Source organism: Streptomyces sp. SGAir0957, from assembly GCF_043523415.1.
Genome location: NZ_CP027290.1, coordinates 138,443 through 162,152 on the forward strand (window position 1 = coordinate 138,443; position 23,710 = coordinate 162,152).

Sequence of the window (23,710 nt, forward strand, 5' to 3'; positions counted from 1 at the left end):
GACCACATGCAACCCACAACGGCCTGGCAGGCCATGGCTCGGCGCCCGCTGAGCTTCCTGACCTCCAGCTGGCCCTGGCGGTCGCTCGCCTACCTGGGCGGCGGCGTCGTGGTCGGCGCCGCCGCCGTCCTGGTCCTCGCCCTGGGCCTGGCGGCGGGGCTCGCCCTGCTCGTCGTCCTGATCGGGGTCGCGCCGCTGGTCGGCACCGTGTTCGCCGCCACGCTCGTGGCCCGCGTCGAGCGGCGCCGGCTGCGCCTCGTGGACACGGACCCGCTGCCCGACCCGCACCGGACGCCGGACGGTCCGGGCCTGCGCGCATGGGCGGCGACCCGGCTCAAGGAGCAGGTGACCTGGCGGGAACTGCTGTTCACCCTCCTCTCCGCGGTCGCCCTGTGGTGGCTGGATCTGCTGGTCCTCGGCTTCTCCTTCGGCCTCCCGGCCGCGTTCTTCGCCGCCACCGCGGGGGACACCTGGCCGTGGACGGTGTTCGGGGCGCTCGTCCTGCTCGCCTCCCCCTACACCGTCACCTCGTGGGCGGGCGCGCGCGCCGCCATGGCCCGTACGTTCCTCGCGCCGCGCGACAAGGAACTCGGCGAGGAGCTGCGCGAGGTGCGGGCCTCGCAGTCCCGGCTCCTCGACTCCTTCGACGCGGAGCGCGTCCGCATCGAACGCGACCTGCACGACGGGGCACAGCAGCACCTGGTCTCGCTCGGCATGACCCTCGCGATGCTGCGGCTCGACATCCCGGTGGGCTCGCCCCAGTCCGCTCTGCTGACCCGGGCCGAGGAACAACTGGGGTCCGCACACCGGGAGTTGAGGTCGCTGGTCCGGGGCCTCAACCCTCCCGTCCTCTCCGACCACGGCCTCGTGGCCGCCGTCGAGGACTACGCGGGACGCTTCCCCGTCCCGGTCACCGTCGACCTGCGGCTGCCCGAGCGGCTGCCCAGGAAGCTGGAGACGACCATGTACTACCTCATCAACGAGGCCATGACGAACATCGCCAGGCACAGCGGCGCCACCAGCGCGGCGGTGCGCGGGCGCTACCATGCCGACCTGCTGTTCCTCGACATCACGGACGACGGCCGCGGCGGGGTCGATCCGGCGGGCAGCGGCATGACGGGGCTCGCGGACCGCGTCACGGCGCTCGACGGGCGGATGCGCGTCTCCAGCCCGGTCGGGGGCCCCACCCTGCTGCACGTGGAGGTACCGTGCCGCTTCGCCTGACCGTGGCCGAGGACGCCGTACTGCTGCGCGAGGGCCTCGTAGGCCTGTTGCGGCGGTTCGGCCACGAGGTGGTGGCGGCCGTCGGCGACGCCGACGCGCTCGTCGACGCCGTCCGCGCCGAGCGGCCCGACCTCGTCGTCACCGATGTCCGGATGCCGCCCTCCCACGGCGACGACGGGCTGCGCGCGGCGGTGCTCCTGCGCGAGGAACTCCCCGGCCTGCCCGTCCTCGTCCTGAGCCAGTACGTGGAACGCTCCTACGCGCTGCGGCTGCTCGACTCGGGCGGCGGCGCCGGGGTCGGCTACCTGCTCAAGGAGCGGGTCGGCAAGGTCGCCGACTTCACCTCCGCGATCGAGCGGGTCGCGGCGGGCGGCGCCGTCGTCGACCCCGAGGTGATCACGCAGCTCGTACGGGCGCGGCGGGACCCGCTCGAACGGCTGAGCCCGCGCGAGCGCGAGGTGCTCGGGCTGCTCGCGGAAGGCCGCTCCAACGGCAACATCGCCGCACACCTGTTCCTCAGCGAGGCGGCCGTGCACAAACACATCGGCAACATCTTCGCCAAGCTGGACCTGCCGGTCGACACGGAGGGGCACCGCAGGGTGCTTGCCGTGCTTGCGTTTCTCCGGGCGTGAAGTTCCGGGGGTGGGTCTCGGGGCGTGAGTCTCGGGAGGTGGGTACCGGGGTGGGTCTCCGGGGAGGGTTTCCGAGGAGGTGGGTCTCCGAGGAGGTGGGTCTCCGAGGAGGTGGGTCTCCGGCGTGGGTCAGGGGCCGTCCTTGAGGGAGCCGTGCTCGCACACCTGCCGCGCCACCTCGCGCAGCTTCACGTTGTGCTCCTGGGAGTGACGGCGCAGCACGTCGAAGGCCTCCGTCTCGTCGAGCCGGTACTGGGCCATCAGGATGCCCATCGCCTCACCGATGGCGTGCCGCGTCTCCATCGCCTGTTCGAGCGAGGCGTGCTCGCGGGCGCTGGAGAAGGCCGTCGCCGCGTGCCCGGCGAGCAGCCAGCCCGCGGTCTCGCTGTCCTCGGTGAACGCGCCGGGCTTCCTGGAGTACACGTTGAGCGCGCCCAGGTCCTGCTGGTCGTCGGTGTAGAGCAGGAAGCCCATCATGCTGCCGACGCCGAGCGCGTGGGCGCGGGGCGCGTAATGGCGCCAGCGCACCGTCTCGGTACTGACGTCGTGGATGCGGAACACCGGGTGGCCGGTGCGGGCCGCATCGAAACAGGGGCCCTCACCCAGCTCCTCCTGGAGCTTGTCGCTGTCGTCGACGAGCTTCTCGGTGGCCGCCAGGGTCCGAGCGCGGCCCTTGCGCAGTTCCAAAACACCGGCCGCGTCACAGCCCTCGACGCGCTCGACCGCCGCACGCGTGATCTTGTCCAGGGTGGTCCCCACGGAGTCGTCGGCCCGGAAGCCGCGGGCCATGGACGCCATGTGCACGGCAAAGTCGCGCCAGTCCATCAGGCTTCTCCACTCACGTCGCGTGTGCTGCCGGACATGGTGCAAGGCTCGCACGGACGACGACCGCGGCAAACAACCGACGGGCCGCGCTGATCAGGAGGCCACCACATCCTCCTCGCAGCGCCCCGCGGGCCGGCGCTCGTGCTCGGCACGCGCCGTCTCCAGCAGGCGCCGCCACGAGGTGACCGTCGGACGCCGCCGCAGCAGGGCGCGGCGCTCGCGCTCGGTCATACCGCCCCACACGCCGTGCTCGATCCGCTGGTCCAGCGCGTGCGACAGGCACTCCGTGCGGACCTCACAGGCGCCGCAGATCCGCTTGGCGCCGGTCTGCGCGGCGCCCTCGACGAACAGCTCCTCCGGGTCCGCCGTACGGCACGCCGCTCGTTCCCACCAGGTGTCCAGGCTGTCAGTCACTTCCCGCCCCTTGATCATCTCTCGTCTCTCGTTGCAGTTGGCGGGTGACAGTACGCCACCCACCCGAGGTCAGGCACCCCATCACCAGGGGTTGAACGGGGAGTTACGGGTGAGGTGCGGTCGCTTCAAAGGTGCCCTAGTCTGCGGCCTCCATGCGCACCCCTGCCGGGCCGGGCGGCGGCAACTGGCCGAATATGCACTGGTCGTGGCCGTGCGACGCCCCAGCCGCCGCCCCTCTCGGCCCGCGTCGCGGCACTCGGCCCCCAGCAGCTTTCCGCCCTGCCCGGCCGGGGCCTCCTGGCCGGTCTGCGAGCCGCCTTCGGCCGGTACGCGCAGCTCTGCCCAGACCGTCTTGCCGGGTGCGGCCGGGCGGAGCGTGCCACCCCGGTCATCCGCGAGCGCGACGACGAGGAGCGGGCCGCGGCCCGACTCGGACGTGGGGCCGGGGGTTGAGGGAGTGGCCGGGAGGCGTCCCTCCGGAGCGGGCCGGAATGGATCGCTCGAGGCCAGGGGCGCCGACCGGTTACTCGGCTTCGACGATCGCCTCTTTCGTGATACGGCCAAGTTGGAGGCCGAGGCGGTTGTACTGCACGTGTACGCCACTCAGGCCGTGCCGGGGCTCTTGCAGGCCGAGCCCTACCCGCGGACCGTGTTCGCCATATGGCGTCCGCAACTGGACGAAGCAGTCATCGAGCAGCGGTTGGCTGCTCGGCTGGCCCGACAGGGGAGTGAGGCCGTCCGGCGCGGGCAGCCGGAGCAGCTCCTGCTCATCGTGGAGAAGCGGAACGTGGAGATTCAGGTGATGCCGCACGGGGCGCCGAAGGGTACGGGAGCTTGAACAAACGTACGGCTCTCTGCGCGCGCAGGCCCACACTCCGGCAGAATCACGTCAGTTCGTCGAGACGCTACGCTGGTTCGCGGCCTTCAGAGGCGTACGGGGGGCCCTCGGCAGGGGCACGTTACCGAGAGCCCCGCACTCCTTGTCCTGATGAAGCAGGACGCCGCACACGGCGACTGACGATTTCCGAGCGGGCCCATGCCCGCTCCGGCTACCGAGTCGCCCCGGCCGGCCAGATCACAGTGACGGGCACGCCTACACGTTCTGCGTAGGCCACGACGTCGGCCGTGCCACCGTAGCCACGTGCCGGCAGGCCGTCCCAGACGGCGATGAGCCGGTCGGAGAGACCTACCAAGATCTCACTTCCGGCCTGGTGCGCTTCGGAGGTCGATTCCCTGAGCCCAGTGTGGTGTACGTCCTTGGCACGGTTCATCAGCTCGTCGTAGTCGGAGTGATGCCACCCGGGCAGACCGCATCTGTACTCGGTTGCCGGCGTGACCACCTCGACCTGGCCGCCCTCAGCGAGCACGATGTGGGCCCACCAGGTGTCGGGGCCGTCGGCGATGCAACTTATGGCGACGAGATCACGGGCGACGTACGTCTGGGCATGCTCCAGGAGCAGCGCGCGCACCTGACCCTCGACAGGCTGTGGCAGGCCACGGTGTCCTGTGATTCCGACACGCAAGGGAGGCACTTCCCTACAGATAGGTGGCGTGGAGCTGGTCGTCGAAGTCGCGCACGACAGTCGGTGGCCGGTGGGTGGAGTAGGCCCGGCGCAGCGTGCGGGCCCGTTCGACGATTCTGCCGGAGCGCAGACGGACGCCTTCGGTGAGGGATCGGGAGGCCAGCGTGAACGCGGCATCGATCTCTTTCGTAGCGAGGTGAGCGGTCGCCACGTCGAGCGTGAGCAGAGCCCGTTGCTTGTCATGACCGCCACTCAGGGCGGCCGCGACCTCGTGTTCTCCGGTCCGGGTGTGGAGGGGCTGGCCGAGCCGAGCCGTACAGGTGATACGGCATGCCGCGATCTTCCGCTCGTCGAAGGCGAAGATCCATGGCCACGAGACAGGCTCGGCGTCGGGGATCTGTGCGGCGCTGTATTCGCAGGCATACAAAGCCCGTTCGCATGATCGGCCCTGTCCATGTGACGCGTGAGCGACGGCTTCGGTGGCGAAGAGCCAGGCGGAGGCCAGCGGTGACGGGTCACGCCCGAGGTCGTGCCGCGCCTGTGTGACCAGGCGGAGCGCCTCGTGCGGGTTACCGGTCTCGGCCTCGAACGAAGCGAGGCTGCCGGTCTGGTACGCGGCCAGGAGGGGGTCACCCGAACTGCGGGCTGCCTTTATCGACGACCCGTACCAGCGACGCGCGGACCCGTGATCAGCCATGTCCCAGAACAGCCAGGCGGCGAACGAGGCGGCTTCGGATCCGACGGACGCCATGCGCGCGCGGTGCTCGTTGTCAGGTGCTTCGCTCGCCATGGTCTGGATGAGCTGGAGGTGGGTCTTCATCGACTCGGCCAGGTCTCTGGACGCGACGGTGGAGTCCAGCCTCCGGAACGAGCTGGTGGCAATGCGCAGGGTCGCCGCGTGCGAGCTGTCCTCCCATGTCGCGGGCCCATCGGGGGCTGTGTTGCCTATTTTGGGGGCGGCGACGAAGGCCGCCGACAGGTTCAGGAATGCGCGCCGTTCCACTGGCAAGGTCCCATTCGCTTGCTGGTTGGCGAGGCCGACCAGCTCGAATGGGAATCCGATCGCTGTGGCGGCGCGCGCCAGGGTTTCCATGGTGTAGGTGCCGGAGCCGCGGTTCTCAAGCCGCGAGACAGCGGCTTGAGAGAGATTGCACGCTGTGGCGAGTTGGCCTTGTGTGAGCCCCGCAATCTTTCTTGCGCGGCGGATCACGTAGCCGTAGTTCCCCGTGTAAGCGGCGTCCTTGAGGTCTCCGAACGAGGCCCAGTCGATGCTTTGTGTCCCCACGGTAACCAGCATGGCACGTCGTCCGAGGCGCCAATATGCGTGCTGCGCATGCTCGAATGCACCCGGCGAATGCGACGTAGAGATCACTTGCTGTTACTGAGTTTGTGGGCGTGATGTCGGGAGGGCTGACAGAGGAAGTCAGTCGCGGTAGGCCGGAACCATGAGGTATCCGCAAGGTGGTGGCCTGACGGCCGAGCGGCGGGCCTTTCGCGAGGGAGTCCGCCTGCAAGCAGCCGCGATGTTCGCCGCAGGTGACGGCAACACGGTGGTGGCGAAACAGCTGCGAGTCAGCGTTCGTTCAGTGCAGCGCTGGCGCCGCGCCTGGCAGGCTGGCGGGGACGGCTTCCTGTTTTCCAGGGGCTCGGCGGCCCGGCCCAAGCTGAGCGAGAAGCTGTTCGCGGTGCTGGAGGAGGAACTTGCCAAGGGGCCTGTTGCGCACGGCTGGCAGGACCAGACATGGACCCTGGAGCGGATCAAGGTGCTGATCGGGCGCCGGTTCCATAAGACCATCACCCTGTCGACCATCGCGCAGATGCTGCGGCGCCACGGCTGGAGCCACCAAGTCCCGGCCAAGCGGGCCCTGGAGCGCGACGAGGACAAGGTGACCGGCTGGGTGAAGGACACATGGCCACAGGTGGAAGCACCGCGGCGGCGCTCGACGCCTTCATCGTCTTCGAAGACGAGGCCGGATTCTCGATGACGCCGCCCACTTCCCGCACCTGGTCCAGGCGGGGGCACACGCCCGTGGTCCGGGTGCGAGGCCGTTCCCAGCGCCGCTTCTCCATCGCCGCCCTGGCCTGCTACAAGCCCGGCGAACGAACACGTCTAATCTTCCGGCCCAAACAGCATCTCGATCACAAGCGAGGCGGCCGGCGCAGCTTCACCTGGCGCGACTATCGCGACCTGCTGGTCGCCGCCCATCAACAGCTCGGCGCCCCGCTGATACTGGTCTGGGACAATTTGAATGTGCATCTGGACGCCCGACTGCGGGCCTTCATCGACGCCCACGACTGGATCACCTCCTTCCAACTCCCCTCGTATGCACCCGATCTGAATCCCGTGGAAGGTGTCTGGTCACTGGTCCGGCGCTCGGCGCAGTGCAACACCGCGTTCAGCGACCCGGACCACCTGATCCGGTCACTCCGCCGCACACTCCGCGAGATTCAGTACCGCCCCGATCTCATCGACGCATGCCTCACCGCAACCGGCCTCACCCTCACGACATCACGCCCACAAACTCAGTAGCGGCTACCTGGATCACACCCAAGGACATGGGGCCGGTGAAGCCCTTGCCGCACGCTGCATGGGGAGTTGAGATCGGGGTGGCCTCGTTGGAAGAAGTCGGGCTTGCGGCCGTCGCTCGGGAGTGGTCGATGGACTACACGATGGTCCACAAGAGCGTGCCCCTGGTCCGTCTCCACGTCCACCGAAGGCTCGTGGTGTGGGGATGGGCCGGTGACCAAGGGGAAGCGGCCCTGGTCGCCTCGGAGTTGACCACCAACGCGATCAACCACGCGCGCATCGTCGGGCACACGATGCTCGTGCGGCTGGCAGTGCTCAGTAACGGTGGACTCGTCGTCGACGTGTCGGACCCGGTGCCCGCGTTCCCCGACTTCGGCGTGCATGCCGCGGTGGATCGTCTCGACGAGTGCGGGCGCGGACTTCGTCTGGTTCGCGCTGTCGGCGGTGAGGTGTCGTGGTTCCTTCGTGAGCACGTCGGCAAGACCGTGCGGGTCGAAATGCCCGGAGAAGCGTCATGCGGGTGATCCCCTGAGGCAGCCTCCTTCACCTGCCCTGTCGGATGACCGCCCCGCGCCAGAAGGGCGGTGCCCGCGTGACCCCGCCGACTACGACCCCGCAGCACATCAGGAGGCCCTCAGTGGCGGCTGCCGCTCACCCCCACACCTGGCAGCTGACCCTGGACTCGTTCGAGGCGCGGGGGCTGCCCGAAGCGGCGGCCCTGCTGCGATTGCTCGCCCGGTTCGCGGCGGAACCCCTGCCCCTTGCCGTGCTCAATCACGAGGACATCGCCGGTGTCCTCCCCCGGGCCCGTACCGAGACGGCTCTGCGCGCTCTGCTCGACCAGTCGCTGTCGGAACGCGTCGATGTCGTCGGCATGCGTTGCGTGCAGAGCCATGGCGTCCTGCTCGACAGCGTCCACGCGGCGACACCCGTCGAACTGCGAGCCACGCTCGACGCGGTGGCCGTCCGCCTGCTCGACGCCGCCGTGCCCGGTGTCCCCGACGCCGGGCCGCACGAGCCGCGCCTGCGTCTGCTGGTCCCGCACGCGCTGGCCCTGCTGCGGCGCATCGGCATGTCGCCGGTCGCCGCCGATGCCCTTGCCGTGGCGACGCGGCTCTCGGTCGCTCTGCACCGGACCGGTGACTACCTCTCCGCCTGGGAGACGTCCCGGACCACCGCCGACCTCGGGCAGCGGCTGCTCGGCGCGGACGACCGTGCGGTCCTCGCCGCCCGTTCCAGAGCCGGACGGGCCCTGTTCCGGCTGGGCCGGTTCGCTGAGGCCGAGGCGTTGCTGCGCGGCGTCCGTACCGCTCAGGAAAGGCTGTTCGGGGCCGGCGACCCGGACACTCTGGACACGTCCTACGGCCTTCAGCTCGTGCTGGCGAATCTCGGGAGACGCGAGGAGTCGGTCGCGTTGCTCCGTGCCACCGTGGCCGGTCGGCGCTCGGCGCTGGGCCCCACGCATCCGCTGACCCTGCGCGCCCGTGCCGGCCTGCTGGAGATGCTGCCCGCGCGCGAGGCGGTCACCGCGGAAGACGGTGCGCTGCTCTCCTTGCCCGCTGAGTGCGACCGGCTCCTCGGGCCCGATCACACGGTCACCCTGGGCGCCCGGCACAACCACGCGTGGGCGCTGTTCCTCCTGGGCCGGTTCGAGGAGGCCGACCGCGAGATCCGGCTGGTCGCCGAGGCGTATGAGCGGCGCTTCGGGCCGGAGCACCCGATCGTGCTCGCGGCCCGGCAGTTGTTCTCCCGGACCCGGGCCGCGCTCGGCCGTGTGGAGGAGGCCGTCGAGCTGATGACCGACGTCGTCGCGCGGCGAGAACACGGCCTGGGCCCCGAGCACCCCTTCACCGTCGCGGGCCGGCAGCTCCTGGACACGTACCGCTCCGGACGACGACGGGGGTGAACCGGGTGCGGCCGGCCCGCTGCCCGGGGCTGCCGAGCAAGCCCAGGGTGCCCCCTAGCGCTCCGCCTCCACCGCCACCCCCGCCTCCCCCACCAGCACCAACTGGCTGACCGTGTACCGGTCGCGGGTGTGCAGCGCCACCCTGTACAGACCCGGCGCGTCCACCGTCACCGTCGCCGCCGGGCGGCCGTCCTGCATCTGGGCCGCGAGGGGGCGCTCCGTGCCCGTTTCGGTGTCGGTCAGGGTGAAGGTCAGGCCCTGCAGGGTGTCGGTGTCGGGGGCGGTCGCTTCCCAGGGGACGCCCGCTTCGGCGAGGTCGGGGACGGTCAGGCCCGCGCCGGGGCCGCCGTTGCCGGGCAGGGGCGGGCCCTGGGGGATGTCCTCCAGGAGGATGTCGGCGACCGTGTCGAGGACGCTGTCGGCGCGGGCGAGGTCGCCGTGCTGGACGGGGAGCAGGGAGACGTGCCGGGACAGGGACGCCGCGTCGCGGTAGACCGTGCCGTCGCCGTGCGCCGCGAAGTGCAGGACGTGCCCGGCCGCGTCGCGGATGAGGCTGCCGTCGGAGTGCTGACGGGCGCCCGCCTCGTACGCCGTGACCTGGCCGGAAGTGAGCGACAGGCTCTGCCACGTCGGCTGGCGGGTGCCGACTACCGCGCGGTGGTCCGGCAGGGGGACGGACTGCTGGCCCGCGTGGAAGGCCAACGAGTCGCGGGCCAGTTCGGGGTGGCCGCCCAGCGCGGTGATGTCGGAGGCGTCGAGGCGGCGTACGTCGTCGGTCGTGCGCAGGCAGCGGTAGAGCGGCAGCAGGTCGTGCAGGCCGGGCATGGTGGCGCAGAGGTCGCGCAGGCGGGCGTGCGGGAGGGGGACCGGGGCGCCGCGTCCGCTGTTGAGGATGACCGTCGCCTTGACCGAACCGTAGAAGGGCGTGCCCAGGGTGACGACCGTGCGGGTGTCGGCGGCCAGGTCGTCGAAGTGGCTGCCGTCCAGGGCGCTGCGCGTGACGAGGCCGCCCATGGAGTGGGCCAGGAAGACGAGCCGGGCGGGGCGCTGGTCGGCGCGGTGGCGCAGGGCCGCCAGGTGCGCGGGGTGCGTGCGCCAGGCCGTGAGGTGTTCGCGGGCGCGGGCCGCGAGCAGCTTGCCGTTCGTCGCGACCGGGAGGCGCCAGTCGTACGGGAACGTCATGATCGCGGCGGGGTCGGCCACGTAGTCCCGTACGGTGTCGACGAGGTCAGTGTAGGGCTCCTGGCCGCGCAGGTACGGGGTCCATGTGCCGTGGCGCAGGAGCTGGGTCGCCTGGACGCGGCCCGTCTTGCCGGTGAGTTCGTCCTCGGTGAGGTGGAGGGCGGCGAGGCCGTCGCGGCGCGTCCATGCCCGCAGCAGCCAGCGGGCGCCCGACAGGCCCCACAGGACCTCGCCCGTCTCGGCCAGGCGCAGCTCGCTGCCCATGATCCCGGGAACGATGACGACCGCGTCCTGCGTCACATGATGAGGTAAGTCTGCCGGTGCCGGGGCGGGTCGGGCCTCGCCGACCTGTCGCTGGAAGCTCATGGACGGGAACAATAGGCAAGATGCGGGAACAATAGGCAAGATGAGCGAGCAACGGGGGCCGGTCGTGGCTGTTGCCGCGGAGCCGGAAGCACAGCAGTGGCCGCACGGGCCGCTGGAGTCGGGGCCGCGCGGGCTGCTCGTCGGCCTGGTCGTCCCGGACGGCGACCCCTCCTTCGACGAGGCGGTGCGGCAGCAGCTCGCGGCGCTCGAGTTGTGGTGGCCGCGCAACGGGGAGGCGTTCGACTGGCGGCTGTCCGAGACGCCGCACGGTACGCCGCTGTCGACGCGGCACGAGGTCGAGGCGTACCTGAGCGCGAGCGGCCTGCGCGACACCGACGCCGCGACGCCGCTGATCCTGTTCGTCAGCGCGCACGGCCTGTCCGCCAAGTCCAGCCGCCACTACCTGCGCCTGCCCGACACCTCCGACGAACGCCTCCTCGCCACCGCCGTGCCCACGTCCGCGCTCGCCTACGCGGCCCTCGACTCGCGCGCCCATGACGTCCTGGTCATCCTCAACATGTGCGAGTCGGCCGCCGTACAGGGCGAACTCGTCGCCCTACAAGACGACTTGGCGCCCTCCCGCAAGGAGGAGGCCCGGCTCAACGTCCTCGCCACCACCGAGCGGGGCCGCACGGTCCTCGGCCTCGAACTGGCCCGCGTCCTCTCCCGCGCCCACCTCCTGGCCACCACCAGCGAGCAGATCGCGCACCCGCACCTGACGATGAGCGAGTTCACGCAGCTCCTCAACCGCGCGGCGAAACTCCTGGAGGAGGAGCGGCCCGTACGGCGCAGCGCGCGGCGCGCCCACGCCCGCGTCAACATTCCCCAGCCGCTCCTCACCCAGTGGCAGCACGAACGCTCGCGGGCGCTGCCCAACCCCGGCTACGAGCCCTCGCCGCGGGTCGCCAAGGACGCGGTCAGCGACGTCGCGGCGACCTTCGACGAGCTGGAGTACTGGCTGGAGAAGGCGAGCGGGCGGCTCGACAAGGCCGACGGCGGCTGGTACTTCTCCGGGCGCACCCGCCTCAACCGGCTCCTCGTCGACTTCGTGCAGTCCCCGCGCGGCGCCATGATCGTCACCGGGGGCGCGGGGACCGGGAAGTCGGCGCTGCTCGGCCGCATGGTGACGCTCAGCGACCCGCTGTTCCGGGGCGAGGAGCGCTACAAGACCGCGCTCGACGGGCCGCCCGAGACGATCCCGCCGCCGGGCGCGGTCAGCGCCGCGATCTCCGCCCGCAACCACACCGCGCTCACCGCGCTGCGCCAGCTCGGTGAGGCGCTGGGCTGCGCGCCCGCCGAGGGGAGCGTCGAACTCGGCGACTGGCAGGGCGCGTTGGAGGAGTTCCTCGCCCGTCCGGGCCCGCCCGTCACCGTCGTCGTGGACGGCCTCGACGAGGCGTACGACCCGACGCACTTCATCACCACGGCCCTCGCCCCGTTCGTCACCGCGACCCGGCCCGCACGGCGCGGCGCGGGCGTGCCCGCGCCCGCCGGACGGGGCCCCGCCACCCGGCGCCGCAAGGTGCGGCTGCTGCTCGGCGTGCGCAGCGCCCGGCCGGCGCCCACGGCGGCGAACGGCTCCGGGCCCCGGCCGCCCGCCGCCGACGACCTCCTCCGCGAACTCGCCGACCGCTTCCCGCACGCCCGCACCGTGCGCTGCGACACCGACCCGGACGAGGACATCGACGCCTACGTACGGGTGCTGCTGCGCGACCAGGAACAGTGGGACGCGGCGGCCGTCGCGCGGGCCGCGCGCGTCGTCGGCGCCCGCGCCGCCGGCTCCTTCCTCCACGCCCGCCTGGCCGTGGAACAACTGCGGGCGGCGGGGCCCGCGCTGCTCGCCGACCGGAACTGGCTGGGCCGCGTCGGCGAGGGCATCACGGGTCTGCTCCGCACCGACATCGAACTCGCCGTGGCCGCGGGCAGCGGCCTCACCGCGGCGGAGGCCGTCGGCCTGCTGCGCGCAAGCGCGTTCGCGCTGGGGCGCGGGGTCGCATGGGGGGACGTGTGGCCCGCGCTGACCGCCGCCGTGCTTCGCGTGCCCCTCGACGACCCCGACGAGAAGATCCGCCGACTGCTGAAGAGCCGCCTGGCCGGGTATCTCACCACTGACCACGAGGACGACCGCGTGGTCTACCGGCCCGCCCACGAGCAGTTGGCACAGATCCTGCGGCGCTGGCCGGCCGAGCGAAAGGGCCCCAGGTGACCGAACGGACCGGCCCGCACGGTGTCGCGCCCTTGCCCGGTACCGGCGATGACACCGGGCGACTGCCCGCGCTGGGCGGCGACGCGGGTCAGGCTCCGCCCCCGTACGACTTAGCCCCCGGCGCAGGGCCCGGCGCAGGGCCCGGCGACGACAACAGGGAGCCCGCCGCGCACGCCCCTATGACCGACCGCCGGCCCACCCTCGGCCGCGACGCGGATCAGCCCCCACCCCCGTACGACATCGCCCCCGGCGCAGGGCCCGGCGACGACAACAGGGAGCCCGCCGCGCACGCCCCCATGACCGACCGCCGGGCCGCCCTCGGCCGCGACGCGGATCAGCCCCCACCCCCGTACGACATCGCCCCCGGCGCAGGACCCGGCGACGACGACGGTGAAGCCGCCGTGCACGCGCGGATCGCCGAGCGCCTTGCCGCGCTCGGCGGCGGCGACGCCAGTCAGCCGCCGCCCCCGTACGTGCGCCGCCATCTCGCCCGGCACGCCGCGCTCGGGCATGTCCTCGACGACGCGCGGGTGCCGCCGCAGGCGCTCGCCTGGGACACCGGCGGCGGCATCCGCGCGCTGCTGCACCACACCCCGGCGGGCGGGCCCCGGCACTGGCTGACGGCCTGGTCGGCGATAGAGCCCTACCTGCGCGAGGAGCCGCTGCCGTCCCGCATGGCGAGCCTGCACCTCGCCCACACCGCGCTGACCTACCCCGGCACACCGCGCACCCGGATGCCTCCGGAGGCCGCGCCGCCCGACGACAGCCCGCTCACCGCGCACTACGCCGACTGGCGACTGTCCGCGAACATCTGGGCCACGCTCCCCGCCACCCCGACCCGGCTGCTCACCCTGGACCATCCGCGCCGCGGCCTCCAGGTCGCCGTCGCCACCGCGACCGGCACCCTCGAATTCCTCGACGCCGCGACCGCGCACCCCGCGGGCGCCCCGCTCGCCGCGCACACCGGCGAGATCCGCGCCCTGCACGTCAGCCCGCCGGGGCCGGGCGGACGCCAGTACCTCGTGACCGCCAGCACCGACGGCACCGTACGGCTGTGGGACGCGCACCGGCACGCGGCGCTCGGCCACCACACCGACTCGACCTGGTTCGACGACGCCGTGTCCTGCTTCGACGACGAGGGCGAGCACGTCGTGTGGACCGTCAACGGGCGCAGCGAGCTGACCAGTTGGGCGCCGCCAGAGACCGCCCGTGCGGTCGTCACCGCTCCCCCGGTGCTGCGCGGCGCGCTGACCACCCTGGTCGACACCGACGGCGAACGCGTCCTCGTCCACGCGGCCCGCGACCTGACCGTGCACCACCTCGACGGCACCGTCCGCGCCACGCACCGCCTGCCCTCGCCCGCGCGTACGGTCACGCCGGGCGCGGCACCGGGCCTCTTCCACTGCGGGCACGCGGACGGCAGCATCACCTCCTGGTCGGTCGGCGAGGGACGGCTGCCCGGCACCGCGCCCGGCCACGGCGAACCCGTCAAGGACCTGTGCCTGCTCGCCCTGGACGACGAGGAGTGCGTCGTCCTCGCCGCCGCCCGCGGCCACTCGGTCACCCTGTACGAGCCCGCCTCCGGCACCGTCGCCGACCTGCGCGGCCACACCGACACCGTCACCGCGCTCGCCGCCCTGCCCGAGAGCCCGGACCGGCCCGGCGCCCTCCTGTCGGGGGCCGCCGACGCGACGCTGCGCCTGTGGACGGCCGCCGACATCGACCGGGTCCTCGCCGAGGGCCACTCCCCCGCCCCCCGCCCCGCCGCGGGCACCGCCCTCTGGCACAGCGACGCGGGCCCCCTCATCGCCACCGCCCACGACACCTCCGTACGCCTGACCGCCACGCGCAGCGGCGCGACGACGACAGCGCTGACAGGCCCCGCCCCCGTACTCGGCGTGGCCTGGGCGCGGCGCGGCACCCAGCGGCTGCTGCTGTCCGCCGACACGACCGGGACGGTCACGGCGTGGGACCCCGCGGCCCCGGACGCCTGCCCCCTCGCGCCCCTGGACTGCGGTGGCGCGCCCACCCGCCACCTGGCCGCCTGCGCCAGCGCGGACGGCGCCCTCGCCCTGCTCCTCACCGCGTCGGACGACTACCGCATCCGCCTGTGGGACCTGCACACCGCGAGCCCGCTGCGCACCTGGGACGGCCACGCGATGAGCGTCAAGGCGCTCGCCGCCGCCTGCACGGACGAGGGCCGGCCGTGGCTCGCCAGCGCGGGCACCGAGGGCGTCGTCCGCCTCTGGAACCCGGCCCTGGCCGACGACAGCGCCGACCTGATCCGCTGCGACCAGGGCATCCTCCACGCGCTCGCGCTCAACACCGCCCCGGCCGACGACCTCCCGCCGTTCCTCGTCACCGCGGGCGACCAGGCCGACGTACGGCTGTGGGACCTGGCCACCACGCAGCCGCTCGGCCCGCGCCTGACGGGCCATCACGCGCCGGTCCACGCGGTGGCGACCTTCACCGCCGAGCACCGTACGTACGTGGTCAGCGCCTCCCGCGACGGGATCGTCATGCTGTGGGACGCGGCGACCTGCCGCCGCCTGCTGACCGTGGCGACCGCCACCCCGCTGACCTGGCTGGGCGCCACGCCGCACCCGGGGACGGCCACCGCGGACCTGGCGCTCGCGGGTCCGGCGGGGGCGGCGTTGACGAGCCTGGACCTGGCGCATCCGGCGCTGGCGCGCTGAGCGGGTCGTGACCGGGGCGACACATGCTTTCGGCCTATGCGCCCCCCGGAATGCTTCGTGCGCCCCCGGGATGTCTGGCAAGTGACTCGCGTCCCGGCCACCCGGCCCAGCACAATTGATCAATTGGCTGCCCCCTGTCCCTGGTCAGGGTCTTTGGTCGGGGCAGGCGGCCCAGCGAACCACCCGAGCCCGCCGGCCGGCGCCGGCGGGCCGCCCCGTTCAGACGGCCTGGACGGACGACCACCGGAGCCCAGAACCATGACCCCCAGTCCCGCAGCCGACGTCAGACTGATACCGGCCCCCGCCGACGGCGTATGGCGACTGGGCAAAACCCCCGACCCGCTCAGCTACGACACCCTCACCCCCGAGGACGAGACCAGCACGGCGGGCAACTCCTGGAGCTCCAGCACCCACGGCACCCTCTACTGCGCCTCCCAGCAGGACGGCTGCTTCGCCGAGGCCCTCGCCCCGTTCCGCGTCCACCCCGACATGCGCGAGCTCGTCGGCCCCGACTGGCACGAGCCGTACTTCGTCGGCCCCGGGAAGATGGTGCGCGACTGGAGCGCCAAGCACACCCTGCTGCGATTAGAACCCGCCAAGGAGAGCCGCTTCCTCGACGTCGACGACGACACCACCCTCAAGGCGCTCACCGCGGTGCTCGCACCCCAGCTGCGGGAACTCGGCGTGACCCGGCCCGAACTCACCCGCGAACACATCCACGGCTTCCACCGGCGCCTGACCCGCGCCGTCGCCCGCTGGGCCCACGCCCAGCGCACCCCGCAGGGCACGCCGAGCATCCACGGCATCGCGTACAAGTCCCGCTTCGGGATGCGCCAGTGCTGGGCGATCTTCGACAACACCACGGTGGAGCGTCTGGAGTCGACGTACGTGTTCCCGGAGTCGGTGCCGCTGGCGATGGTGGCGCGGGAGTACGGCCTGCAGATGTTCTGACCCCGGCCTGCAGATGTTCTGACCCCGGCCTGCAGATGTTCTGACCCCAGCCCCCCGAACTCCACCGGAAACCCACCTCGAACACCCGCTGACCCCACCCCCAAAGGGGTCTGTTCTCCGATGGAAAGCAGCCAAAGTCTGCGCCGACGACCATGGCCGGAAAGTACCCACTCCGCGAAGAAGCCGCAGGTGGAGACGGGTGGAGGGCCAGCTTCCGGGGTCTGCCCGGGCATATGACACCTCTTCAAAATGGTCGTCGCCAGGTGGAGTTGACCTACCCCCGTGGGTACCCTTTTGGATACACGCTTACTGAGTAGCGGTGTATATCTTCGAGAGGGAGGGCAAGGGCACCATGAAGCAGGCCGTGCGGCGCACGCTGCCGCGATCACAGGGGGCGGCCACCGTGCCCACCCAGTCCTTCCTACTCCGTACGAGGGAGACCCCTATGTCCGCGACCAAGGCCAAGCCGCCCCGGAGCGCATCCGCGGCCCTTCAGGCGCACAGCGCCGCCGTGAGCACCCCGATCGCCGACATAGCGCGATTCCTCCAGGACAATCTCGGCCAGCGCCTGACCGCGCGGATGGCCGGGATCAGCGATGCCAAGCAGGTGGGCCGATGGGCCGCCGGCACCAGCAGGCCCCGGCCCGAGGCCGAGGCCCGGCTGATCGACGCGATCCAGATCTTCCACCTCATCCAGGCCGCCGAGTCCGTATATACCGCGCGGGCCTGGATGATCGGCATGAACCCGCAGCTGGAGGACATGGCCCCGGCCATGTGTATCGCCGACGACCGCGCGCGTGACGTGATGGTCGCCGCCCGCGCCTATGTCGAGGCGACGGAGAGCGCCGCCTGAACAGCGCTCCGTTTCACGCTCCACTGACCGCACGCCTCTTCCCGGGCGCGCGGTCAGCGCGTTTCCGGACCTCGGCGCAGCACTGGCTGATGACCCGGGAGACGTGCATCTGGGAGAGGCCGACCCGCTCCCCTATCCGGCTCTGCGTCATGTCCTCGAAGAAGCGCAGGTAGAGGATGTGCCGGTCGCGTTCGGAGAGGTGGCGCAGCCCTTCCTTGGCGGCTTCGCGGCTGGCGACGAGGTCGAGGCGGGGGTCGCTGTCACCCAGGGTGTCGGCGAGGCTGAACGTCTCGTCGGCCGCCCCCGCCGGGGCGTCGAGCGACAGGGCGCTGTACCCCTCCATGGCCTCCATGCCGTCGAGCACGTCCTCCTCGCTGAGCCCGGTGTGGGCGCGGACCTGGGCGACGGTGGGCTCGCCGGTGGCGCCGGGCCGCTCCATGAGTTCCCGGCGGGCGACCCGCACCTTGTTCCGCAGGTTCTGCACCCGGCGCGGCACCCGGACGTCCCAGGCGTGGTCCCGGAAATGGCGCCGCAGCTCGCCGGTGATGGTGGGCACGGCGTACGCCTCGAACACCCCGCGCTCGGGCCGGTACCGCTGCACCGCCTTGACGAGCCCGACGGCGGCGACCTGCTTGAGGTCCTCCAGATCCTCCCCCTTGTTACGGAACCGGGTCGCCAGCCGGTGCGCCATCGGCAGCCAGGCGGTGACCAGCTCCTCGCACAGCGCGTCCCGCGCGGGCCCCGGCCCGGCCACGGCCAGGCGCGCGAAGGCGTCGGCGGTGTCGGGTGCGTCGCGGTGCGGGTGGCGGCGGGCCGCCGCGCGGGGTGTGGCCGGCACGGTCATCTGCTACTCGTCCGCGGGGCAACCATCGAGGCTCCGGCGGCCCCGGAACCCCTCTCCCTCCCGGTCTGCCCCCACGCCCGAGGCCCCGAATCGGGACTTTTGTCCCTTTGTTGCGCTTTCGCCATCTCGGCGAGCTGAGGCCTACTCCCCTGGGCTTCCGATCAAGCCGCGGACACCAACGTTCCGTGAGCGAACGCAAGCGCATGGAACCGGGCTGACACGGCTTCCGGGCCTCGAGTTGCGATGGCCCATAGGGCACTGATTCTCCGCCCTGAGGCCCACATCCCAGTTGTCGGTGACAGGAACGGGACGACGGCCACGCCCCGCGAGGAGAAGGCGGTGGGGTCAAGGTAGGTCATGCCGCCAGTTCCACACAGGTACGCGCGTGCGCCGGTAACGGCGGCCAGGTCGGCCAACCGCTCGGATCGGCCCGCACGTGCCGACAGGGCACTGCTTTCGATTATCCGGCCCTGCCAGCCGAACAGGTGGAGCAAGGAGCGGGTGGAGGCAGCAGCGACCGCGGCCGTGCGCCCGGTACTAAAGGCATCCCACACCGGCTGAAGCGCCTGGTCGAGTGCGGGCCAGTGAGGGCTGGCCCCGTAGTTCTGGCGAAGGATCGACGCCGTGCGGTGCCGGGTGGCGATCGGATCGGCGATCAGTGTGTCCCGGACAAGTGTGGCGCGGCCCTGCGGAAGATGGGTGGGGATAGTCAGCCACCGGTGCCGGTTGGCCTCGTCGAAAGCTGCGAGGCGGGCACGGTGCTGGTAGTCGCGACGAGCAAACTGCACGTTGTCCAGAACGACCCAGTAGTCCGCCGCGAACAGCTTGCCCAGCGTGGTCAGCCGGGGCAGGAAGTTGGGCTGGTGGATTGCGCACAATCCGCCTGCCACGGGGAATTCAAGAAGTGATGAGGCGGCTGGTGAAGCCGTCGTGGACGAGGGACTCGTATGCGGCATGCACGTCCTCCGGGACCTCCTGCTCGATGGCGAAACCGAGCTTCGGATACTCGATCACCCGTTGGAGATCGCCGACGAGCATGTCCACGACGAGCTTCTCGTCGCCGATGGACTTGAGATAATCGTCGAACTCCAGCGGCTCCGAGGCGCACACGATTTCGACCTCGGGCCACAGCTTGCGGGCGGTCGCGAACGACCGCCGTTCCATATAGGGCTTGGAGACCAGCAGCACCGTGGCTGGAGTGATGCCGACGGTGGTCAGGACCTCGCGGGCGAAGGTGATGTTCTGCCCGGTGTTCGCTGCGTGGGGCTCCAGCAGGATCGCCGAGGCCGGGACGCCGAGGTCGATGGCGTGCTCGCGGAAATGGACGGCCTCGCCCCGCGGGAAGACCCGGGCCGTGGTGGGACTGTTACCACCGGTGAAGACCAGTGCGGGGAAGAGTCCCGCCCGGTACAGCTCGGCGGTGCGGGTGGCGACACCAAGATCGTGGCTGCCCAGGCCGATCGCGACATCGACGGGGCGGGCCTGGTGATGCATCTGGTGGTAGTCCCAGATCGACTTGGCCTGACGCCACTGATCCTCGGTGATGGCCTGCCGGTTGTCACTCACGCGGGTTCTCCCTGGTCACCGTCATCGGGGCTCAGTCAACCCCTCAGTCATGGCTTTGACGCCCTCAATACTGCGCAGCTGGTGCACGAGTCCGTACTGCGCGGCCACTGTGGCGGCCTGGACGAGGACGCGAAGTCCATCATCCCGGGTCGCCGGATCGGAGAGCAGGATGTGGCCGTGAGCGGTGTCAAGTCGTACGCGTTGCATCGGTGATTCGGTGGGCCCGCTACTGCGGGCGATGCCGATGAAGTGCAGGGCTTGGGCGAGGTCGCCGACACCTCGACGCGCGAGGGCGATCTTCTGGTGGGCCACCGACCAGTCGTCGGGCTCGGTCAAGTCCTCGAAGTCACGGATCGCAGCTTGCATGACGCGCGTTGCGTAGTCGTGCTCACCGTCCTTGCTCAGCGCTGTGCCCACCCACAATCGAGCCCTGGCCCGGTCACGGCGGGAGAGCCGGTCGTCGACCGCGAGAGATTCGTAGGTACGGGCGGCGATCTCCACCCTCCCGGACATCTCCGTAATCACAGCGAGGGACAGATCGAGCTGAGCGACGCGGCGGGGAATGTCGAGCTGAGCGAAGACCTTGCGGGCTCCGGCGTAAGAATGCTGCGCGGACAGCGGACCGATCACGGCGCCCCGGTCACGTTTGAGGTCACCGAGCAGTGCCGTCGAGCGGGCAAAGAGGTAGAGCCCCTTGTCGTCCAGCTCGGCTGCCGTGAACCGGGTGAGCCACCGGTTCAAGAGGCTGTCGGCGAAGGAAAAGTTCTGCTGCGACAAAGCGATGACCACACGGTCCAGGTCGTCCGCCCATGACTCGTACTCCCAAGCCCGCGGGCCAAAGGCCACGATGCGGCGTCCGACACGGACGGCGGCACCGACCGTCTCCGACAAGATCGTCTCGAACCGCAGGTGACTCGCAGCATCCGCGCGCCCGAGAGCAGTGTCGAGGATGGCCTGCGTATCGGGCCTCGGCTCGGTGTCGGCGAGCTTGCTCTCCCACTTGGAAACCGTGGCAACGGCGAGGCCGAGGTGCTCGGCGAAGGTCCGCACGCTCATGCGCAATGCAAAGCGCAGAGCCCTGGCCTCCAAGCCGGTCCAATGGTGCACAGTCGCCACGTGTCGCTCCCTTCCACCGGTCATCGAAGCAGACGTGTGCATCCGGCGGGACGGAAGTGGGACGGAAGTGGAACAGGCGGTGATTGGAGAAAAGTCGAGCTCCGGCCACGCTCAATGGGACAACACTCGTCGAGCTACTTGGACGGTCCCCACATGGAACCCCTCACGGAGCATCGCCAGGTCGACGGCCCGGTCGTGTACGGCTTTCTGCGGCTGGTGGGAGTTCCCACGGCACGGAAGGCGGCGCTCACCGCGTCGCTCGCCGAACATTGCCGCGTCCACGAACTCCAGCTATTCGGCGTCTTCACCGACCACGACGCCACAAGCGGTGCTCCCACTTCGGCCGCATTCGCCGGCCTTCTCGACGTGCTAGACCTCCCCGATGTGTACGGCGTTCTGACGCCCGCCGCCTCTCACCTCGGCCCCAAGCCGATGGCGGCAGACCGCAGGCGGCGGATCGAGGCAGCCGGGGCCCGCCTCTTTCTGGTTCGTCACACCCGGCCCGCGCTTCTTTGCGGATCCTCGCGCCGCCTCGGCCCTGATTCCGTTCGCGTCTCGGGCGCCGGGTCGTGAAGCCCGAGATGGTCGATACGACACAACGGTTCTTCGCCGCTCGCCCCGAATCCGTCGGTCTGGCACGGGAGTTTGCCGACGCCACTCTCAATACCTGGGGGCGCCCCGCGCGAGCCGGTGACGTACGCCTCTGCGTCTCGGAGCTGGCTACCAACGCCGTGGTGCACGGCACCGCCCCGGGCCACGGCTTTCTGGTCAGACTCGACGCTGAGGAGGACGTCGTACGCGTTGAAGTGCACGACAGCCGCAGCCTGCGGCCCGCGATCCAGCAACCCACCGACACGGACGTGTCCGGCCGCGGCCTGTTGCTGGTGGCTGCCCTGTCAGACGACTGGGGAGTCGAGGATCTCAGCCCTTTCGGGAAGATCGTCTGGTTCTGCTGCAAGGCCCGACCCCAACACCCTGCGCCAGCAGTCAGGTGTTACTGCAGTGCCCAGACGGCTGACCCGCTGCGACAGTCCGCAGACGCCACCCAGCTCGACACCCCAATGGCAGCCGACCTACTGCTGCAAGATCTTCACATGGACGAATAGAGGGAACCGTGATGGAAACCTTCGAACGCGCACGGCTGGATGCCTACTTCGCCCGGATCTCCGCTCAGTTCGCCCCCGAGGAGCGGGTCGCTTCGCTCCTGATCACTCACCTCCTCGCCGAGCGTCCCGCGTTCGTCCGCGCCGTCGCCGCGATGACCCGGCTCGTGGCGGTGTTGCCCAAGCCGAAATCCATCCATCCCGCAGTCCGCCGCGAGATCGAGCAGACAGTCGCTGTCGACACGCTCACCCGCGAACTCTTCACCGCCCCGGACACCGCTCTGGACTACATCGAGTCCCGGGCCGCCGAGGAAGCCCTCTGCCTGCTCGACGTCGGCGGCTATTTCGCTCCCACCCTCACTGAGATTCACGACCGCTTCAGCGGCCGCTCCATCGGCGTAGTCGAAGACACCGAGAACGGGCATCGCCGCTATGAGGACTCGACAAGCTGCCGTACCCAGTCGTCTCCGTCGCCCGCTCCCCACTGAAGGATCCCGAGGACTTTCTCGTCGGCCAATCCGTGGTTTTCTCCACCGAGGCCGTCATGCGCGACCGCGGTGACATCCTCCACGGCCGCCCCGCCCTCGTGATCGGCTTCGGCAAGCTGGGCTCCTCCATCGCCCGCCTTCTGCACGCCAAGGGCGTGCAGGTCACCGTCTTCGACATCGACTCAGTGCGCCGCACCCAGGCACTGTCCCAAGGTTTCAACGTCGCCCGCGATCGTGAGGCCGCACTGACGGGCGCAGGGCTGGTGCTTTGCGCCACCGGCGCGGTTTCCCTTCGCGGCGAAGACTTCTCCCACTTGCGCAACGGCGCCTACGTCGCCACCGTCACCTCCAGCGAGGACGAGTTGGGCCTGGCAGCGCTCCCCGACGTCTACAACCGCACCCAGGTCAGCGACTACGTCACCCGCTACCAGACCACCGGCCACTACTTCTATCTGGTGAACGGCGGCAATGCCGTCAACTTCATCCACGGCGCCAGCGTTGGACCGTTCATCTTCCTGGTCCAGGCCGAGATCTTGGCCGCGATCAGGATGCTCACCCGCGGCGACCTCACGCCCGGCATTCACGAGGTCACCACCGCCGACCGCGAAGCCATCGCGGCGACCTGGCTCTCCTACTTCAACAGGTGATCAACATGCCCATTACAGCAGACCACATCCGCACGACTATCGCCGCTTACCTCGCTGAGTACCCCGACGACGCACGCGGACTCGACGTCGTCCAAGGGCTCCTGAACGGCGGCGACGACCTCACCAATCGCAAGACTCTGCCCGGCCACGTCACAGCCGGCGCCATCCTCGTGGGCGCCGACGGACGTGTCCTGCACATCCTCCACAACGCGACGCGGAAATGGCTGCTGCCCGGTGGCCACCTGGAGCTGTCGGACAACACACTTCTTCAGGCCGCCGGCCGGGAACTCGCGGAGGAGACCGGCATCCCGCCCCACGTCGTCACCCCGCACGGCGAGATCCCGCTCCACATCGACATCCACGTCATCGAGGCCAACCCCGCCAAGGACGAACCTGCCCATCGACACGTCGACTTCCGCTTCCTTTTCCGCACCACCGCGGACATCGGCGAGCTGCAGACTGAGGAAGTCTCCGATGCCGCCTGGCAGACGGTCGGAACTCTGCACGACGAGGCAGTGAGGCAGCGGGTGGTACAGGCGCTGCGCTGATCGAAGGCCCGCAGACACCACTGACAGAGTGCACCGCACCGGCTACCCGAGGCGCCGCGCGGAATGTCTCTCGACGGGGCTGGCAGCAAGCCG

The 23,710-nt window shown here is 70.8% G+C and carries 22 protein-coding genes and 2 pseudogenes; 15 read left to right on the top strand and 9 right to left on the bottom strand.

The genetic code is table 11. The annotated features are described in order from the left end of the window. Positions 1 to 6: 6 nt before the first annotated feature. Both C1N81_RS01050 and C1N81_RS01055 read left to right on the top strand, forming a co-directional pair. Complete coding sequence (locus tag C1N81_RS01050) at positions 7 to 1,224, top strand: sensor histidine kinase (protein ID WP_394425760.1); 1,218 nt, start codon at positions 7 to 9, stop codon at positions 1,222 to 1,224. Further along, the gene (locus C1N81_RS01055) at positions 1,209 to 1,856 is read left to right on the top strand and encodes a response regulator (RefSeq protein ID WP_394425762.1); all 648 of its coding nucleotides are present in this window, start codon (positions 1,209 to 1,211) and stop codon (positions 1,854 to 1,856) included. Before C1N81_RS01050 ends, C1N81_RS01055 begins: the two co-directional genes overlap by 16 nt. 129 nt (positions 1,857 to 1,985) lie before the next feature. On the opposite strand, the gene C1N81_RS01060 is transcribed toward C1N81_RS01055, so the two are convergent. Then, complete coding sequence (locus tag C1N81_RS01060; RefSeq protein WP_394425764.1) at positions 1,986 to 2,681, bottom strand: GAF and ANTAR domain-containing protein; 696 nt, start codon at positions 2,679 to 2,681, stop codon at positions 1,986 to 1,988. Between the two features lie 93 nt (positions 2,682 to 2,774). Further along, positions 2,775 to 3,113: a WhiB family transcriptional regulator gene (locus C1N81_RS01065; protein ID WP_394425765.1), complete on the bottom strand. Its 339-nt coding sequence runs from the start codon at positions 3,111 to 3,113 to the stop codon at positions 2,775 to 2,777. A gap of 341 nt (positions 3,114 to 3,454) precedes the next feature. On the opposite strand from C1N81_RS01065, the pseudogene C1N81_RS01070 reads away from it, so the two are divergent. Continuing rightward, a pseudogene (locus tag C1N81_RS01070) lies at positions 3,455 to 4,084 on the top strand (Scr1 family TA system antitoxin-like transcriptional regulator). A gap of 60 nt (positions 4,085 to 4,144) precedes the next feature. On the opposite strand, the gene C1N81_RS01075 reads toward C1N81_RS01070, so the two are convergent. Beyond that, positions 4,145 to 4,618, bottom strand: a complete 474-nt coding sequence (locus tag C1N81_RS01075; RefSeq protein WP_394425767.1) for a hypothetical protein — start codon at positions 4,616 to 4,618, stop codon at positions 4,145 to 4,147. A 13-nt stretch (positions 4,619 to 4,631) separates the two neighbouring features. Beyond that, a complete protein-coding gene (locus C1N81_RS01080; protein ID WP_394425769.1) occupies positions 4,632 to 5,915 on the bottom strand; it encodes a helix-turn-helix domain-containing protein in 1,284 nt (427 codons plus the stop codon). Positions 5,916 to 6,063: 148 nt separating this feature from the next. Between C1N81_RS01080 and C1N81_RS01085 the strand changes: the two genes are divergently transcribed. The 4 genes from C1N81_RS01085 to C1N81_RS01100 all read left to right on the top strand — a co-directional run bounded on the left by C1N81_RS01085 (position 6,064) and on the right by C1N81_RS01100 (position 9,051). Further along, entirely contained in the window at positions 6,064 to 6,603 is a 540-nt protein-coding gene (locus C1N81_RS01085) for a winged helix-turn-helix domain-containing protein (RefSeq protein ID WP_394425771.1), read from the top strand. After that, the gene (locus C1N81_RS01090; protein WP_394426219.1) at positions 6,600 to 7,148 is read left to right on the top strand and encodes a transposase; all 549 of its coding nucleotides are present in this window, start codon (positions 6,600 to 6,602) and stop codon (positions 7,146 to 7,148) included. Before C1N81_RS01085 ends, C1N81_RS01090 begins: the two co-directional genes overlap by 4 nt. A gap of 128 nt (positions 7,149 to 7,276) precedes the next feature. Further along, the gene (locus C1N81_RS01095; protein ID WP_394425773.1) at positions 7,277 to 7,669 is read left to right on the top strand and encodes an ATP-binding protein; all 393 of its coding nucleotides are present in this window, start codon (positions 7,277 to 7,279) and stop codon (positions 7,667 to 7,669) included. A gap of 113 nt (positions 7,670 to 7,782) precedes the next feature. Then, positions 7,783 to 9,051, top strand: a complete 1,269-nt coding sequence (locus tag C1N81_RS01100; RefSeq protein ID WP_394425775.1) for a tetratricopeptide repeat protein — start codon at positions 7,783 to 7,785, stop codon at positions 9,049 to 9,051. 54 nt (positions 9,052 to 9,105) lie between these two features. On the opposite strand, the gene C1N81_RS01105 is transcribed toward C1N81_RS01100, so the two are convergent. Then, a complete protein-coding gene (locus tag C1N81_RS01105) occupies positions 9,106 to 10,533 on the bottom strand; it encodes an esterase/lipase family protein (protein ID WP_394425777.1) in 1,428 nt (475 codons plus the stop codon). A 106-nt stretch (positions 10,534 to 10,639) separates the two neighbouring features. Here C1N81_RS01105 and C1N81_RS01110 point away from each other — a divergent pair, with 106 nt between their 5' ends. The 4 genes from C1N81_RS01110 (at position 10,640) to C1N81_RS01125 (ending at position 17,305) form a co-directional block, all read left to right on the top strand. Beyond that, positions 10,640 to 12,805, top strand: a complete 2,166-nt coding sequence (locus C1N81_RS01110; RefSeq protein ID WP_394425778.1) for a hypothetical protein — start codon at positions 10,640 to 10,642, stop codon at positions 12,803 to 12,805. 179 nt (positions 12,806 to 12,984) lie between these two features. Continuing rightward, the gene (locus C1N81_RS01115; protein ID WP_394425781.1) at positions 12,985 to 15,501 is read left to right on the top strand and encodes a WD40 repeat domain-containing protein; all 2,517 of its coding nucleotides are present in this window, start codon (positions 12,985 to 12,987) and stop codon (positions 15,499 to 15,501) included. Positions 15,502 to 15,759: 258 nt separating this feature from the next. Further along, on the top strand, positions 15,760 to 16,452 hold the full coding sequence (locus tag C1N81_RS01120; protein WP_394425783.1) for an RES domain-containing protein: 693 nt from the start codon (positions 15,760 to 15,762) through the stop codon (positions 16,450 to 16,452). Between the two features lie 445 nt (positions 16,453 to 16,897). After that, a complete protein-coding gene (locus C1N81_RS01125) occupies positions 16,898 to 17,305 on the top strand; it encodes an XRE family transcriptional regulator (protein WP_394425785.1) in 408 nt (135 codons plus the stop codon). A gap of 13 nt (positions 17,306 to 17,318) precedes the next feature. Here C1N81_RS01125 and C1N81_RS01130 read toward each other — a convergent pair whose 3' ends face one another. The 4 genes from C1N81_RS01130 to C1N81_RS01145 all read right to left on the bottom strand — a co-directional run bounded on the left by C1N81_RS01130 (position 17,319) and on the right by C1N81_RS01145 (position 20,831). Then, positions 17,319 to 18,149 (bottom strand): SigB/SigF/SigG family RNA polymerase sigma factor, encoded by an 831-nt coding sequence (locus tag C1N81_RS01130; protein WP_394425787.1) that lies wholly within the window; start codon positions 18,147 to 18,149, stop codon positions 17,319 to 17,321. Between the two features lie 161 nt (positions 18,150 to 18,310). Then, positions 18,311 to 19,000: a WbqC family protein gene (locus C1N81_RS01135; RefSeq protein WP_394426222.1), complete on the bottom strand. Its 690-nt coding sequence runs from the start codon at positions 18,998 to 19,000 to the stop codon at positions 18,311 to 18,313. Positions 19,001 to 19,046: 46 nt separating this feature from the next. Continuing rightward, positions 19,047 to 19,715 (bottom strand): YdcF family protein, encoded by a 669-nt coding sequence (locus tag C1N81_RS01140; protein ID WP_394425788.1) that lies wholly within the window; start codon positions 19,713 to 19,715, stop codon positions 19,047 to 19,049. A 21-nt stretch (positions 19,716 to 19,736) separates the two neighbouring features. Then, entirely contained in the window at positions 19,737 to 20,831 is a 1,095-nt protein-coding gene (locus tag C1N81_RS01145; RefSeq protein WP_394425790.1) for a helix-turn-helix domain-containing protein, read from the bottom strand. Positions 20,832 to 20,984: 153 nt separating this feature from the next. On the opposite strand from C1N81_RS01145, the gene C1N81_RS01150 reads away from it, so the two are divergent. From C1N81_RS01150 to C1N81_RS01165, 4 genes and pseudogenes are all read left to right on the top strand, one after another. Next, a complete protein-coding gene (locus C1N81_RS01150; RefSeq protein ID WP_394425792.1) occupies positions 20,985 to 21,404 on the top strand; it encodes a hypothetical protein in 420 nt (139 codons plus the stop codon). After that, positions 21,401 to 21,937 (top strand): ATP-binding protein, encoded by a 537-nt coding sequence (locus C1N81_RS01155; protein WP_394425794.1) that lies wholly within the window; start codon positions 21,401 to 21,403, stop codon positions 21,935 to 21,937. Before C1N81_RS01150 ends, C1N81_RS01155 begins: the two co-directional genes overlap by 4 nt. A gap of 11 nt (positions 21,938 to 21,948) precedes the next feature. Then, positions 21,949 to 23,069 (top strand): annotated as a pseudogene (locus C1N81_RS01160) (NAD(P)-binding domain-containing protein). Between the two features lie 5 nt (positions 23,070 to 23,074). Next, entirely contained in the window at positions 23,075 to 23,617 is a 543-nt protein-coding gene (locus tag C1N81_RS01165) for an NUDIX hydrolase (protein WP_394426224.1), read from the top strand. The last annotated feature ends 93 nt before the right edge of the window (positions 23,618 to 23,710 follow it).